The organism is Enterobacter cloacae complex sp. SHL020, assembly GCF_049236945.1.
Classification (GTDB): Bacteria; Pseudomonadota; Gammaproteobacteria; order Enterobacterales; family Enterobacteriaceae; genus Enterobacter; species Enterobacter dykesii.
On sequence record NZ_JBMKJF010000002.1, the window covers coordinates 115,008 to 130,483 of the forward strand.

Below are 15,476 nucleotides of genomic sequence, written 5' to 3' on the forward strand. Positions count from 1 at the left end.
GGCAAAAAAGAGAAAGCAGGATTATAAACGTTCAGAGACGGGAAAATAACCGCTGTAATAAAACAACGGTTTGCCCCTTATCGTGGTACTGTTTTTCATAAATCTGTCATAAATCTGACGCATAATGGCGCCGAATTACAAACTTGTAACTTAAATAAGATAAGACAGGGCAAAGTATGGCGAGACGTATTCTGGTCGTAGAAGATGAAGCTCCAATTCGTGAAATGGTGTGCTTCGTGCTCGAGCAAAACGGCTTCCAGCCGGTTGAAGCGGAAGATTATGACAGCGCAGTGAACCAGCTGAATGAACCCTGGCCCGATCTGATTCTGCTGGACTGGATGTTGCCCGGCGGCTCCGGACTGCAGTTTATCAAACACCTGAAGCGTGAAGCGCTGACCCGCGACATCCCGGTTGTGATGCTCACGGCGCGCGGAGAAGAAGAGGATCGCGTGCGCGGTCTGGAGACCGGCGCGGACGATTACATTACAAAACCGTTCTCCCCAAAAGAGCTGGTTGCCCGCATTAAAGCCGTGATGCGCCGTATTTCGCCGATGGCGGTGGAAGAGGTGATCGAGATGCAGGGGCTGAGCCTTGACCCCACCTCACACCGCGTGATGACCGGTGAAAATCCCCTCGACATGGGGCCTACCGAATTTAAACTCCTGCACTTCTTTATGACCCACCCGGAGCGCGTGTACAGCCGCGAGCAGTTGCTGAATAACGTCTGGGGAACTAACGTGTATGTCGAAGACCGGACGGTTGACGTACATATTCGCCGCCTGCGAAAAGCACTGGAACTGAGCGGCCACGATCGCATGGTGCAGACGGTCCGCGGCACGGGTTATCGTTTTTCTACCCGTTTCTGAACAATGACAGGAGTGTGACGCGTGCTGGAACGTCTGTCATGGAAAAGGCTCGTCTTTGAACTGATCTTATGCTGTATTCCGGCCTTCCTTCTGGGGGCCTTTCTTGGACACCTGCCGTGGTTTCTGCTGGCGTCGGTCACCGGGCTGCTGATCTGGCATTTCTGGAACCTGCTGCGCCTCTCCTGGTGGCTGTGGGTTGACCGAAGCATGACGCCGCCGCCGGGAAGCGGCAGCTGGGAGCCGCTGCTGTACGGTCTGCATCAGATGCAGATGCGTAATAAAAAGCGCCGCCGCGAGCTGGGGAGCCTGATTAAGCGTTTTCGCAGCGGTGCAGAGTCGCTGCCGGATGCCGTGATTCTGACGACCGAAGAAGGGACCATCTTCTGGTGTAACGGCCTGGCGCAACAGCTGCTGGGCCTGCGCTGGCCCGATGATAATGGTCAGAATATCCTCAACCTTCTGCGCTATCCCGAGTTCACGCTGTATCTGAAAAAGCGTGATTTTACCCGTCCGCACAATCTGAAGCTCAATAATGGTCGCCATCTGGAAATCCGCGTGATGCCCTACAGCGATAAGCAGTGGCTGATGGTGGCGCGCGATGTCACCCAGATGCACCAGCTGGAAGGGGCGCGTCGCAACTTCTTCGCCAACGTCAGCCACGAACTGCGTACCCCGCTGACCGTGCTTCAGGGCTACCTCGAGATGATGCAGGAGCAAACGCTGGAAGGCGCGCCGCGTGAAAAAGCGCTGCACACCATGCGCGAGCAAACGCACCGAATGGAAGGGCTGGTGAAGCAGCTGCTGACGCTCTCGAAGATTGAAGCGGCACCAACGCTCGCGCTAAATGACACTATTGATGTCCCGATGATGCTGCGGGTCGTGGAGCGTGAAGCGCAGACGTTAAGCCACAAAAAGCATCACCTGACTTTTGACGTCGACAACACGCTGAAGGTATTAGGCAGCGAAGATGAGCTGCGCAGCGCCATTTCCAACCTGGTGTATAACGCCGTGAATCATACGCCGGAGGGGACGGATATCGTGGTGCGCTGGCAGCATACCCAAACGGGGGCTGAGTTTAGCGTGGAGGACAACGGGCCGGGGATTGCGCCTGAGCATATTCCGCGTCTGACCGAGCGCTTTTACCGTGTGGATAAGGCGCGATCCCGGCAAACAGGCGGAAGCGGCCTGGGGCTGGCAATTGTGAAACACGCGGTCAATCACCATGAAAGCCGTCTCGATATTCAGAGTACGCTGGGTAAAGGAACCCGCTTCAGCTTCGTTATTCCGGAACGATTAATTGCCAAAAAGATCGCCTGACGGCAGGCGTGTCATTTTACCTTTCCACGGGGCAGCGTCTGCTGGCCCGTTTGCTTTGCAGCCAGGCGAAACGTGGATGAATTATATACGGCTGATGGTTTTTTGTTCGCATGATTAGCCATGGGTTTTTCTTATAAATAGCGTATTGTTCTGAGTCGTATTTTCATGCTGGCATATTGTTCTGGTTTTACGATCCCACCTTGCCTTTAAACGTTATAAGCGTTTAAATTGCGCCCCAGATACTGTCAGACCGACTGTATTTGCGTGGTAAATCGAAAAACTATTCTTCTCCACGCCAGGACGGGAGCATTTCCCGCTGAAATTGAGCAAATTTTCGGCTGTATCGTCCCGTCAGGGATATCGAAAATCTCAATGTTTTCAACACCACATCCACAGGCAGTAAGGTTTTATGACCCATCACTTAAAATCGCGTGACATCATCGCGCTGGGCTTTATGACATTTGCGCTGTTCGTTGGCGCAGGCAACATCATTTTCCCTCCAATGGTTGGCCTACAGGCGGGTGAACACGTCTGGACCGCCGCGTTTGGTTTCCTGATTACTGCCGTGGGTCTGCCGGTTCTGACCGTCGTCGCGCTGGCGAAAGTCGGCGGCGGTGTGGATAGCCTCAGCACCCCGATTGGCAAAGTGGCGGGCGTTCTGCTGGCAACCGTCTGCTATCTGGCCGTGGGGCCGCTGTTTGCCACCCCGCGTACGGCAACCGTGTCCTTCGAAGTGGGGATTGCCCCCCTGACCGGTGACGGTGCGATGCCGCTGTTCATCTACAGTCTGATCTACTTCGCGATCGTGATTCTGGTTTCCCTCTATCCGGGCAAGCTACTGGATACCGTGGGTAACTTCCTGGCTCCGCTGAAAATTGTGGCGCTGATTGTTCTGGCGGTAGCGGCCATCGTCTGGCCAGCAGGCCCGATTAGCGACGCGATGGACGCCTATAAAAACGCCGCGTTCTCTAACGGCTTTGTGAACGGCTATCTGACGATGGATACGCTGGGCGCCATGGTGTTTGGTATCGTTATCGTTAACGCCGCGCGTTCCCGCGGTGTGACCGAAGCGCGTCTGCTGACCCGCTACACCATCTGGGCCGGTCTGATGGCCGGTGTGGGGCTGACGCTGCTGTATCTGGCGCTGTTCCGTCTGGGGTCCGATAGCGCCATGCTGGTTGAGCAGAACGCCAACGGTGCGGCTATCCTGCACGCCTACGTTCAGCACACCTTCGGCGGTGCGGGCAGTATGCTGCTGGCAGCGCTCATCTTCCTGGCCTGTCTGGTCACTGCCGTTGGCCTGACCTGCGCCTGCGCAGAGTTCTTTGCGCAGTATCTGCCACTTTCTTACCGCACCCTGGTGTTTATCCTCGGTATCTTCTCCATGGCAGTGTCCAACCTCGGTCTGAGCCACCTGATTCAGGTCTCTATTCCTGTGCTGACGGCGATTTACCCGCCGTGTATCGTGCTGGTGGTGCTGAGCTTTACTCGCCCGTGGTGGAACAACTCTTCACGAATTATTGCGCCAGCCATGTTTATCAGCCTGATTTTTGGTATCCTTGACGGGATTAAAGCATCAGCTTTCGCGCACATACTGCCGGCATGGACACAGCGTCTGCCGCTGTCCGAGCAGGGTCTGGCCTGGCTGATGCCTACCGTTGTTGCACTGGTTCTGGCGATTATCTGGGACCGTGCTGCAGGGCGTCAGGTTGCATCGAACGCTCATTAATCAACGGCAACAAACTGTTTAACCACGGGGCTTAAGGCCCCGTGGTTTTTTGTTTTTTTCGTGTTGAATGGCAAGATTTAAATGGAAAGCACTAACAAACTTAAACGTGGATTGAGCACGCGCCACATCCGCTTTATGGCGCTGGGCTCGGCTATCGGCACCGGTCTTTTTTATGGCTCGGCAGATGCCATCAAAATGGCCGGTCCCAGCGTTTTGCTGGCGTACATTATCGGCGGCGTGGCGGCGTATATCATCATGCGCGCCCTCGGCGAAATGTCGGTTCACAACCCCTCCGCCAGCTCCTTCTCCCGCTATGCGCAGGAAAACCTCGGCCCGCTGGCCGGGTTTATCACCGGCTGGACCTACTGCTTTGAAATCCTGATTGTGGCGATTGCCGACGTCACGGCGTTTGGCATCTACATGGGCGTCTGGTTCCCGGCGGTGCCGCACTGGATTTGGGTGCTGAGCGTGGTGCTAATAATCTGTGCCGTCAACCTGATGAGCGTGAAGGTGTTCGGCGAGCTCGAATTCTGGTTCTCCTTCTTCAAGGTCGCCACCATCATCATCATGATTGTTGCCGGTTTTGGCATCATCATCTGGGGAATCGGCAACGGCGGGCAGCCGACCGGTATTCACAACCTCTGGAGCAACGGTGGCTTCTTCAGCAACGGCTGGCTCGGAATGGTCATGTCGCTGCAGATGGTGATGTTCGCCTACGGCGGCATCGAGATTATCGGTATCACCGCCGGGGAAGCGAAAGATCCGGAGAAATCCATTCCGCGCGCCATCAACTCGGTGCCGATGCGTATTCTGGTGTTCTACGTGGGCACGCTGTTCGTGATTATGTCCATCTACCCGTGGAATCAGGTCGGCACCAACGGTAGCCCGTTTGTTCTGACCTTCCAGCATATGGGAATTGCCTTTGCGGCCAGCATTCTGAACTTTGTGGTGCTGACCGCGTCGCTCTCTGCGATCAACAGTGACGTCTTTGGCGTGGGCCGTATGCTGCACGGCATGGCGGAGCAGGGCAGTGCGCCGAAGGTGTTCGCCAAAACCTCACGCCGCGGCACGCCGTGGGTAACAGTTGTGGTGATGACCGTAGCGCTGCTGTTCTCGGTTTACCTGAACTACATCATGCCGGAGAACGTCTTCCTGGTGATCGCATCGCTGGCGACCTTCGCGACGGTGTGGGTGTGGATTATGATCCTGCTGTCGCAGATTGCCTTCCGCCGTCGCCTGTCGCCGGATGAGGCGAAAGCGCTGAAGTTCAAAGTACCTGGCGGGGTGGCAACCACCGTCGTCGGGCTGATATTCCTGGTGTTTATCATTGGCCTGATTGGCTACCATCCGGATACCCGCATTTCCCTGTACGTGGGCTGCGCGTGGATCGTCCTGCTGCTGGTGGGCTGGGTGTTTAAATGCCGCCGTGACCGTCAGCTGGCGGAAGCGCAGTAATAGCCTTCCCCTCTCCCCATGGGAGAGGGGATTTTTGCCTCCTCCCCCGTCCTCCTCCCCCAATAAATCACGTCATGGTGAGCTATCCTTAACCACCCTGTGGCAAGGTGACGTCAATTTCATCAGAGGGGATTCGTGATGTTAAACGCCTGGCACCTTCCGGTTGCCCCATTTGTTAAGCAAAACAAAGACAACCTTGTGATTACGCTCTGGCTGGCGGGGGAAAATCAGCCTGAACGCGTGACGCTTCGCGCCGAAATAGATAACGAAGAGACCGGGCTGAAAATGCACAAGTTGCGCAGCCAGCCGCAGCCGGGGATCACGGCGTGGCGGGCGAATATCGATCTGCGCAGCGGGCAGCCGCGCCGCCGTTACAGCTTTAAGCTTTTGTGGAATAACCGCCAGCTGTGGTTTACCCCGCAGGGGTTTAGCCGTTTCCCGCCCGCACGGCTGGAGCAGTTCGCGGTCGATTACCCGGATAGCGGCCCGCAGTGGGTTAACGATCAGGTGTTTTACCAGATTTTCCCGGACCGTTTTGCGCGCAGCGAAAAACGCACTGCCGACCAGGATAAGATCTATCACCATCATGCGGCGGGCCACGACATTATCCTGAAAGCGTGGGATGAGCCCTTAACCGCACAGGCGGGCGGCTCGACGTTTTACGGCGGCGATCTCGACGGCATCAGCGAAAAGCTGCCGTACCTGAAAAAGCTCGGCGTGACGGCGCTGTATCTCAACCCGGTGTTTAAAGCCCCGAGCGTGCACAAATACGATACCGAAGATTATCGCCACGTCGACGCGCAGTTTGGCGGTGACGAGGCGCTGCTGCGCCTGCGCAAGAACACCCAAAACGAAGGCATGCGCCTGATTCTGGACGGCGTGTTCAACCATAGCGGAGATTCGCATGCCTGGTTTGACCGCCATAATCAGTCGATGGGCGGGGCCTGTCATAACCCGGAGTCGCCGCATCGCGACTGGTACAGCTTTAACGAGGAGGGCCGCGCGCTGGACTGGCTGGGCTACGCGAGCCTGCCGAAGCTGGATTTCCAGTCGCCAACGCTCGTGAATGAAATCTACGGCGGTGAAGACAGCATCGTCCGTCACTGGCTGAAGGCGCCGTGGAATATGGACGGCTGGCGGCTGGACGTGGTGCATATGCTCGGTGAAGCGGGCGGGGCGCGGAATAACCTTCAGCACGTCGCCGGGATTACGCGTTCGGCGAAAGCGGCCCAGCCGGAGGCGTTCGTCTTTGGCGAGCACTTCGGCGACGCGCGCCAGTGGCTGCAGAACGATGCGGAAGATGCGGCGATGAACTATCGCGGCTTTACCTTCCCGCTGTGGGGATTCCTCGCTAACACCGATATTTCCTACGATCCGAATCATATCGACGCTGAAACCTGCATGGCGTGGATGGAGAACTATCGCGCCGGCCTGTCCCATCAGCAGCAGCTGCGGATGTTCAACCAGCTCGATAGCCACGATACCGCCCGCTTTAAATCCCTGCTCGGCAAGGATGCGGCGCGTCTGCCGCTGGCGGTCACCTGGCTCTTCACCTGGCCGGGCGTGCCGTGCATCTATTATGGAGACGAAGTGGGGCTGGACGGCAACAACGATCCGTTCTGCCGCAAAACCTTCCCGTGGGAGCCAGAGAAGCAGCACAAAGTGCTGTTCAGCCTGTATCAGCGGCTGGCGAAGCTGCGTAAGCAGAGTCTCGCCCTGCGCTACGGCGGCTGCCAGGTGGTATACGCCCACGATAACGTGGTGGTGTTTGCTCGCGTCTATAACCAGCAGCGCGTGCTGGTGGCGATCAACCGGGGCGAGGCCTGCGAAGTGGTGCTGGATGATTCACCGCTGCTGAAGGTGGCTGCGTGGAAGAATAAAGAGGGCAAGGCGACGATACAGGACGGCGTCCTGGCGCTGCCTGCGGTATCCGCGACGATCTGGTTCGGCAGCTAAGACCTGCTAATGTTTCCACCTTTTAAGATGGCGTAAATGCAACTATTTGTGTCAATCTTAACGGATCGTTTACGGTGAAGGTGGAAACATGGACGAGCTTTACATCCTTGGCTGTTTGTTCCTGGTATTTGCGCTGGTGGTTGCGCCCGTGCTTGCGGTTATTGGCTTTAATCGAAGTACGGCGGCGCGACAGGAGATCGCCCTGCTGCGACAGCGCATTGAGGCGCTTGAGCAGCGCGGCGTGCCTGAAAGCGCGCCGGAGCCGGTGCAGCCTACCGCGCCAGTGGCTGTGACCGCGCCGGCGGTAGAGGACGCTCCCGCGCCTGTCGACCCCTGGCGTTCCGATACTCCCGCAGCCGTGGCAGAACCCGCCCCGGCCCCGGCCCCGGCGCCTGCGGCAAAACAGCCTTCTGCCTTTGGCGGCATGCTGACGTCGCTGGTGCGCTGGTTCATGCAGGGTAACCCGCTGGCGAAGCTTGGGATCCTGCTGCTCTTCCTCGGCCTCTCTTTCCTGCTGCGCTATACCGTCGAACACTCCCTGTTCCCGCTTGAGCTGCGCCTCGTGGCAACGGCGCTGTTTGCCATCGTTCTGCTGGCGGTGGGGTGGCGGCTGCGGCACAGGCAGCGCGTCTATGCGCTGATCCTCCAGGGCGGGGCGACCGGCGTGCTCTACCTGACGGTGTTTGGCGCGTTTCGGCTCTGGCAAATGCTGCCGATGACGCTGGCCTTTGCGCTTCTGGTGGTGATTTGCGCGGCGAGCGTCGGGCTGGCGGTGCTGCAGAAGGCGCTGAGCCTTGCCATGCTGGCGAGCCTCGGCGGGTATCTTGCGCCGCTGCTGTTGTCTACCGGGGGCGGCAGCTTTGTCGCGCTGTTCTCTTTCTATCTCCTGCTTTCCATCGGCATTCTCGTTATCAGTATCTGGCAGCACTGGCGCGAGCTGAATCTGCTCGGGCTGCTGTTTACGTTCGGCGTGGGCGGCCTGTGGGGGCTGAGTGACTACCAGCCTGAAGACTATTGGGTCTGCCAGCTGTTCCTGATTGCCAATACGCTGATATTCGGCGTCCTGAGCGTGGCGCTGTCGCTGCGGGCGCAGGAGAAAGGGAAGCAAATTATTGACGGCGTGCTGCTGTTTGCCCCGCCGCTGGTTGGTTTTGGAATGCAGTACGGCATGACCCGGCACTGGGAATATGGCCCGGCCCTGAGCGCGCTGGGATACGGCGCATTTTATCTTACCCTCGCGTTCCTTGCGCTGCGGCGCTATCCCTCCCTCGGACGACCGCTGGTCATGGCGGCGCTGGCCATCGGCGGCGGATTTGCCACGCTCGCCATTCCGCTGGCGCTGTCGGCGCGCTGGACGGCGATGGCCTGGGCGCTGGAAGGGCTGGGTATCCTCTGGCTGGGCGTGCAGCAGCAGCAGCGGCGCATGAGCTATAGTGGGACGGCGCTGCTGGTGCTGGCGCTCGGCAGCGCGCTATGGGCGCAAACCAACGGCGTTACGTCCCTGAGCCTGCTGCTGATCTTCACCATCCTCAGCCTTTGCTGGCTGACTGCGGCCTGGCTGTGGCGGACTCTCTTTCTGCCGGTCAGCTGGGCGCTGCTGGCAGGCGGGCTGCTGTTCTGGCTCGTGGCGCTATTGGGCGCGTCGCGGATGGTGCTGAAGCACGAATTGCCGATTCTCGCAGGCGTGCTGGCGCTGACGGCGGCGTCGGCCTGGGGCTGGCGGCAGGCGGCTGCTCGTCTGGCGTGGCGGGAGCTGGATGTCAGTAAATGGCTGCTGTGGCCGGTTATGCTGCTGATGGTGGGTTATCAGCTCTGGCACCAGCAGATCGTTGCCGCCGGCTGGTCAAATCTCGCCTGGTGCGTTGCGCTTCCTGCCGCGCTGATGCTGTTGCGGCGCGACGGTGAAAGACTCCTGCCGCGCATCGCGATGGGGCTGCATCTGTCGCTGTTCTGGATGATTTTGCTGGCGCTGGCCGCCGAGCTTTACTGGTTTGCCCGGTCGTTGCCGTGGGGCATGGCGGCCTGGGGCAGCGGATTAGCGATGGCCGCAGGCGGAGGGGTTATTATAGCGCTCTCTGCAGCCGTACGGCGTCGCGTGTGGCCGTTCCGGGAGTGGCCTGCGCTCTACGCCTGCCTGGCACCTATCCCTGCGGTCGTGGCGCTGCTGGTACTGCTGGTGGTGACCAATTTCCAGGACGGCGTGGTCTATCGTCAGACCTGGCTGCCGTTGGTAAACCCGCTTGAGGAAGGCGCGGCGTTCGCGCTGCTGGGGCTGGTGGTCTTTTATCGGGCGGTAGATCGCTACTATCCGGCATGGCTTGCGCAAGCGCGTCCGTGGCCCGCCGTCGCGATTATGGCGTTTGGCTTCTGGTGGCTAAACGGTGCGCTGATGCGCGCCCTGGCCTGGTACGGCGACGTAGCCTGGAATATGGCATCGCTGTGGGATTCGCGGCTTATCCAGACCAGTTTTGCCCTGTTCTGGATGCTGAGCGCGCTGGTGGTCATGATCCATGCCACCCGTCGGGCTTCCCGGCAGGAGTGGGTCTGCGGTGCCGCGCTGCTGGGCGTGGTGATGGTTAAACTGATGCTGGTGGACAGCGCGGGCGGAGGCGGTCTGTCGCGCGCGGTGGCGTTTATCGGCGTGGCGATACTGGTTCTGATCGTGGGGTATTTCTCACCGCTACCGCCCAAAACAGGAGATGAAAAATGAAATGGATGAAAGCGGTAGCCTGTACCGCGCTGCTGGCGCTTTCCGGCCCGGCGTTTTGCGACGAGGGACAAACGGAATCGCCCCGGGACTATGCTTATGGTCGTTCGCTCGATACGTCGGTTCCTTCCCAGTGGTATCGGGTGATGCTGCCGCTCGCCGTCTATGAGCAGAGCACGTCGCCGGATCTGCATGATGTCCGCGTCTTTAACCAGTCGGGCGAGCCGGTTCCCTTCAGCCTGGTCAGCGCGACGCGTCCGCAGGCGCCAGCGCAATCCACCGTGCTGCGCCTCTTCCCGCTGGACGCCTCGCCGCTTGCGGCTTCGCAAGGAGCCGGTGACAGCGATAAGATCCTGCTCCGTTCCCGAAACGGCGTTGAGATTGTGCTGGAGGGGCAAAAAGCCGCCGCAGCCGGGCAACATTATCTGCTGACCCTGCCCGAAAAGGCGACGGGCGAGATCGCTATATCCCAGCTGCAGCTGCTCTGGAATACTCCGCAGACGCCATGGCAGGGAACGGCGTCGGTCTATTACAGCGAGGATCTTAAGCGCTGGTATACCCTGCGCGAGGATATGCCCTTGCTGGACGTCGTCAGCGGCCAGGATCGTCTTAAGCTCGATCGGATCGATACCGATACGGTTTTATCTCCCGATGCGAATCGCTATCTCATGGTGGTGCTGAATGCGCAGAGCCAGGGGATAACCTTGACCGGCGTAAACGCAATCAGCGCACCTGCCCAGGCGGCCCCGGAAGCGGTCGACCTTGAGGGCGAAGGGGAACAGCTATCGACAAGCGAAGCGCAGTGGCACTGGGCGCGACCGCAGCCGCTGAGTGCTGTCAGCATCTCACTGAATGGCGATGGCGTCCTTCCCGTGGAGATCGCGTGGCGGAGTACGGAGAAAGACGCATGGCATCCTCTGAAGAAAGAGGTGATTTACCGTCTGGAGGGAAAAACGTCCGGACCGGTTTCGCTTAGCGGGGGCCTGGTGCAGGCCGTGAAAATCACGACGCTGAATGCGCGTCTGCCGGAATACCTGCCGAGCGTCACGGGCCATCGCGACCGCTATGACCTGGTGTTCAACGCGCAGGGGAAAGCGCCGTACGTGCTCGCCTGGGGCAATGGCGCCGCAAAGCCTGCCAGCGTAGAGCCCGGCATGCTGATCCCGGCCGACCTGCGCAAGACCTATGATATGGCGAACCTGCCGCAGGCCGACATTCTGGATAATGTCGCATTAGGCGGCGAGGGGCGTTTGACCGCCACTTCTGCGGCCGAGCGGGAGAGCAGGATGAACACCCTGCTGGTATGGGGCGTGCTGATTGCGGGAGTGATTCTGCTGGCGGGCATGGCCTGGCGCATCTGGCGAGAGACGCAGCGTAAGGCATAAAAAAAGGCCCGCATAAGCGGGCCTTTTTCGTAAACCGTGCCGATTACAGGCTGGATACGTTCTCAGACAGGTATTTAGCCACGCCGTCTGGAGACGCGTTCATGCCTTCTTTACCTTTTTCCCACTGAGCCGGGCACACTTCGCCGTGCTCTTCGTGGAACTGCAGCGCGTCAACCATGCGCAGCATTTCGTCGATGTTACGACCCAGCGGCAGATCGTTCACAACCTGGTGACGAACGATGCCGTTAGCGTCGATCAGGAAGGAACCACGCAGCGCAACGCCAGCGTCCGGATGTTCGATACCGTAAGCCTGCTGGATTTCGCGTTTGATGTCCGCAACCATTGCGTATTTCACCGCACCGATGCCGCCTTTGTCGACAGGGGTGTTACGCCATGCGTTGTGTACAAATTCAGAGTCGAAGGAGACGCCAACAACTTCCACGCCACGCTTCTGGAATTCTTCATAACGTTTGTCGAATGCGATCAGCTCAGACGGGCAAACGAAAGTGAAGTCCATTGGCCAGAAGAACAGAACGGTCGCTTTACCGTTGGTGTGCTGTTTGAAGTTGAAGTTTTCAACGATTTCACCGTTGCCCAGAACTGCTGCAGCTGTAAAATCCGGAGCCGGACGAGTTACCAGAACCATATGATTCTCCTGTAGATACTAAGGTTATTTGGAACGCAACGCGAGCCAGTATAGAGAGTGTTCATGGATAAGACAAAGAGGTGGTGACAATCGTTCCGCCAGCTTTTACCTATCAATGTGAATTCTGTTACAGCTGTTTGTTTTTCGCCTGCACCATCATGCGCGGGTAAAACTGCCAGAAACGCGCTTCCAGCGCATCGTAATGTTCATCCAGGTCATACCAGGAGTCGCGCAGCGCATCCAGCCGCGGACGACGGCTCGCCATCCCGTTCAACACGTTCTGGATGAAGTCCATTTCGCGATAGCGCTCCAGCCAGCGTTCCGACCACAGATAGTTATTCAGATTCACAAAGCGCGGCGGCGAGTCGGGCAGAATGATCGACACCTGCTGGTGGGCATAGCGCACAAACGCCGGCAAGGGCATCTCCGGCGACAGCTGTTCCCAGTGGCGCGACAGAAAGTGGTCCCACATCACGTCGAGCGTGATCGGCGCAACGCGGCGCGTTTCAGGGCGAAACCACGCTTTGGCTTCCGTCACTTCCGGCAGCTTATCAGTAAGCACGTCGATGCGGCGGTGCATAAAAATCCCATCGACAACCTCAGGGGAATAGTCCTCAGCGGGGTTGCCGCGTACGAAATCGGCCAGCAAATTGCCGGACAGGGAGCTGTCAGCGAGGTGAGCGAGATGCAGGTGAGCGAGAAAATTCATGCGTTTTATTTGTCCGGGGGCGGCTAGTTGTTGCAGCAAAAGGGTGTGAGCACTAGACTATGCCGCCTGTTTTTAAGTCACGAGTATACGTCATGCGCGTCGCCGATTTCTCCTTTGAATTACCTGAATCCCTGATTGCTCACTATCCCATGCCTGAGCGCAGCAGCTGTCGCTTACTGTCACTGGATGGGCCAACGGGCGAGCTGACGCACGGTACTTTCACCGATTTGCTCGACAAGCTCAACCCTGGCGATCTGCTGGTCTTTAACAATACCCGCGTGATCCCGGCGCGCCTGTTTGGCCGTAAGGCCAGCGGCGGCAAGATTGAAGTGCTGGTCGAACGTATGCTCGATGATAAACGTATTCTGGCACATATTCGCGCTTCAAAGGCGCCGAAGCCGGGCGCTGAACTGCTGCTGGGCGATGATGAGAGCATCAAAGCGACCATGACCGCGCGCCACGATGCGTTGTTTGAGGTGGCGTTCGATGACGAACGCACGGTGCTCGATATCCTGAACGCCATCGGCCACATGCCGCTGCCGCCGTATATTGAGCGTCCGGATGAAGAGGCCGACCGCGAGCTGTACCAGACCGTCTACAGCCAGAAGCCTGGCGCCGTCGCGGCGCCGACCGCGGGCCTGCATTTTGATGAGCCGCTGCTGGAGAAACTGCGCGCGAAGGGCGTGGAGATGGCGTTCGTGACGCTGCACGTCGGCGCGGGAACCTTCCAGCCGGTGCGCGTGGACAGCATTGAAGATCACATCATGCACTCTGAGTATGCCGAAGTGCCTCAGGACGTGGTGGACGCGGTGCTGGCGGCGAAAGCGCGCGGCAGCCGCGTCGTGGCGGTCGGTACAACGTCTGTGCGCTCACTCGAGAGCGCTGCGCAGGCGGCGAAGCGCAATCTTATCGAGCCGTTCTTTGGCGATACGCAGATCTTTATCTACCCGGGCTATCAGTACAAAGTGATTGACGCGCTGGTGACCAACTTCCATCTGCCTGAATCGACGCTGATTATGCTGGTCTCCGCATTCGCGGGTTATCAGCATACGATGAATGCTTACAAGTCTGCGGTAGAACAAAAATATCGCTTTTTTAGCTACGGGGACGCGATGTTTATCACGTACAATCCGCTGGCTTTGAATGAGCGTGTCGGGGAATAAGTCCGCGGCACCGTTTTACAACGTTGGACTGTTTTTCTGACGTCGGAGAAAAAATGAAATTTGAACTCGATACCACCGACGGTCGCGCGCGTCGCGGTCGCCTGGTGTTTGATCGCGGCGTGGTGGAAACCCCCGCGTTTATGCCTGTGGGCACGTACGGCACCGTAAAAGGGATGACGCCGGAAGAAGTAGAAGCCACTGGCGCACAGATTATCCTCGGCAACACCTTCCACCTGTGGCTGCGTCCGGGTCAGGAGATCATGAAGCTCCACGGCGACCTGCACGATTTCATGCAGTGGAAAGGCCCAATCCTGACCGACTCCGGCGGCTTCCAGGTCTTCAGCCTGGGCGATATCCGCAAGATCACCGAGCAGGGCGTACACTTCCGTAACCCGATCAACGGCGATCCGATTTTCCTCGATCCCGAAAAGTCGATGGAGATTCAGTACGATCTCGGCTCTGACATCGTGATGATCTTCGACGAATGTACGCCGTATCCTGCCGACTGGGATTACGCAAAACGCTCCATGGAGATGTCTCTGCGCTGGGCGAAGCGTAGCCGTGACCGTTTTGACTCCCTGCAGAACAAAAATGCGCTGTTTGGCATTATCCAGGGCAGCGTTTACGAAGATTTACGCGATATCTCTGTTAAAGGTCTGGTAGAGATAGGTTTTGATGGCTACGCTGTCGGCGGTTTGGCTGTGGGTGAGCCGAAGGAAGACATGCACCGCATTCTGGAACATGTCTGCCCGCAAATCCCGGCGGATAAACCACGATACCTGATGGGCGTGGGTAAACCAGAAGATCTGGTTGAAGGCGTACGCCGCGGCATTGATATGTTCGACTGCGTCATGCCAACCCGCAACGCGCGTAACGGCCATTTGTTCGTTACCGATGGCGTGGTGAAAATCCGTAACGCGAAGCATAAGAGTGACACCAGCCCGCTCGATTCCGAGTGCGATTGCTATACCTGTCGCAATTATTCCCGCGCGTATCTGCATCATCTCGATCGTTGCAACGAGATTTTGGGCGCGCGTCTCAATACCATTCATAATCTTCGTTATTATCAGCGCTTAATGGCTGGTTTACGTAAGGCTATCGAAGAGGGTAAATTAGAGAGCTTCGTGACCGATTTCTACCAACGTCAGGGGCGGGATGTTCCACCGTTGAACGTTGATTAATTTTAATAATGAGGGAATTTGAATGAGCTTTTTTATTTCTGATGCGGTAGCGGCAACAGGTGCTCCAGCGCAGGGCAGCCCGATGTCTCTGATTCTGATGCTGGTTGTGTTCGGTCTGATCTTCTACTTCATGATCCTGCGTCCACAGCAGAAGCGCACCAAAGAGCACAAAAACCTGATGAACTCCATTGCAAAAGGCGATGAAGTGCTGACTAACGGTGGTCTGGTGGGTCGCGTAACCAAAGTGGCTGAAAACGGCTACATTGCTATCGCCCTGAACGACACCACTGAAGTGGTCATCAAACGTGACTTCGTAGCTGCCGTTCTGCCGAAAGGCACCATGAAGGCGCTGTAATCCCAAC

12 protein-coding genes are annotated in these 15,476 nt (G+C 58.0%); 10 read left to right on the forward strand and 2 right to left on the reverse strand.

Annotated elements, in window-relative coordinates; translation table 11 throughout:
- Window positions 1-176: 176 nt before the first annotated feature.
- The 7 genes from phoB to ACOTZB_RS05655 all read left to right on the forward strand — a co-directional run bounded on the left by phoB (window position 177) and on the right by ACOTZB_RS05655 (window position 11,415).
- Window positions 177-866 carry a phosphate response regulator transcription factor PhoB gene (phoB, locus tag ACOTZB_RS05625; protein WP_008503265.1) on the forward strand — a complete coding sequence of 230 codons (690 nt, stop codon included), beginning with the start codon at window positions 177-179 and terminating at the stop codon, window positions 864-866.
- Between the two features lie 21 nt (window positions 867-887).
- Window positions 888-2,183: a phosphate regulon sensor histidine kinase PhoR gene (phoR, locus tag ACOTZB_RS05630; RefSeq protein WP_421626663.1), complete on the forward strand. Its 1,296-nt coding sequence runs from the start codon at window positions 888-890 to the stop codon at window positions 2,181-2,183.
- 409 nt (window positions 2,184-2,592) lie between these two features.
- Entirely contained in the window at window positions 2,593-3,912 is a 1,320-nt protein-coding gene (gene brnQ / locus ACOTZB_RS05635; RefSeq protein ID WP_023310545.1) for a branched-chain amino acid transporter carrier protein BrnQ, read from the forward strand.
- Between the two features lie 81 nt (window positions 3,913-3,993).
- Window positions 3,994-5,367 (forward strand): proline-specific permease ProY, encoded by a 1,374-nt coding sequence (gene proY, locus ACOTZB_RS05640; RefSeq protein WP_008503261.1) that lies wholly within the window; start codon window positions 3,994-3,996, stop codon window positions 5,365-5,367.
- Window positions 5,368-5,505: 138 nt separating this feature from the next.
- On the forward strand, window positions 5,506-7,323 hold the full coding sequence (gene malZ / locus ACOTZB_RS05645; RefSeq protein WP_421626664.1) for a maltodextrin glucosidase: 1,818 nt from the start codon (window positions 5,506-5,508) through the stop codon (window positions 7,321-7,323).
- A gap of 88 nt (window positions 7,324-7,411) precedes the next feature.
- On the forward strand, window positions 7,412-10,033 hold the full coding sequence (locus ACOTZB_RS05650; protein ID WP_421626665.1) for a DUF2339 domain-containing protein: 2,622 nt from the start codon (window positions 7,412-7,414) through the stop codon (window positions 10,031-10,033).
- The gene (locus tag ACOTZB_RS05655; RefSeq protein WP_421626666.1) at window positions 10,030-11,415 is read left to right on the forward strand and encodes a DUF3999 domain-containing protein; all 1,386 of its coding nucleotides are present in this window, start codon (window positions 10,030-10,032) and stop codon (window positions 11,413-11,415) included. The genes ACOTZB_RS05650 and ACOTZB_RS05655 overlap by 4 nt, the downstream gene beginning before the upstream one ends.
- A gap of 43 nt (window positions 11,416-11,458) precedes the next feature.
- On the opposite strand, the gene ACOTZB_RS05660 is transcribed toward ACOTZB_RS05655, so the two are convergent.
- Window positions 11,459-12,061 carry a peroxiredoxin gene (locus ACOTZB_RS05660; RefSeq protein WP_014168840.1) on the reverse strand — a complete coding sequence of 201 codons (603 nt, stop codon included), beginning with the start codon at window positions 12,059-12,061 and terminating at the stop codon, window positions 11,459-11,461.
- Window positions 12,062-12,188: 127 nt separating this feature from the next.
- Entirely contained in the window at window positions 12,189-12,770 is a 582-nt protein-coding gene (acpH, locus tag ACOTZB_RS05665; protein ID WP_029741678.1) for an ACP phosphodiesterase, read from the reverse strand.
- 92 nt (window positions 12,771-12,862) lie between these two features.
- Between acpH and queA the strand changes: the two genes are divergently transcribed.
- Genes queA through yajC form a run of 3 tightly spaced genes read left to right on the forward strand, consistent with a single transcriptional unit; the run spans window position 12,863 to window position 15,469 of the window.
- Entirely contained in the window at window positions 12,863-13,933 is a 1,071-nt protein-coding gene (gene queA, locus ACOTZB_RS05670; protein WP_193804949.1) for a tRNA preQ1(34) S-adenosylmethionine ribosyltransferase-isomerase QueA, read from the forward strand.
- A 53-nt stretch (window positions 13,934-13,986) separates the two neighbouring features.
- Window positions 13,987-15,114 carry a tRNA guanosine(34) transglycosylase Tgt gene (tgt, locus tag ACOTZB_RS05675; RefSeq protein ID WP_003859110.1) on the forward strand — a complete coding sequence of 376 codons (1,128 nt, stop codon included), beginning with the start codon at window positions 13,987-13,989 and terminating at the stop codon, window positions 15,112-15,114.
- 22 nt (window positions 15,115-15,136) lie between these two features.
- Complete coding sequence (gene yajC / locus ACOTZB_RS05680; protein WP_003859109.1) at window positions 15,137-15,469, forward strand: preprotein translocase subunit YajC; 333 nt, start codon at window positions 15,137-15,139, stop codon at window positions 15,467-15,469.
- The last annotated feature ends 7 nt before the right edge of the window (window positions 15,470-15,476 follow it).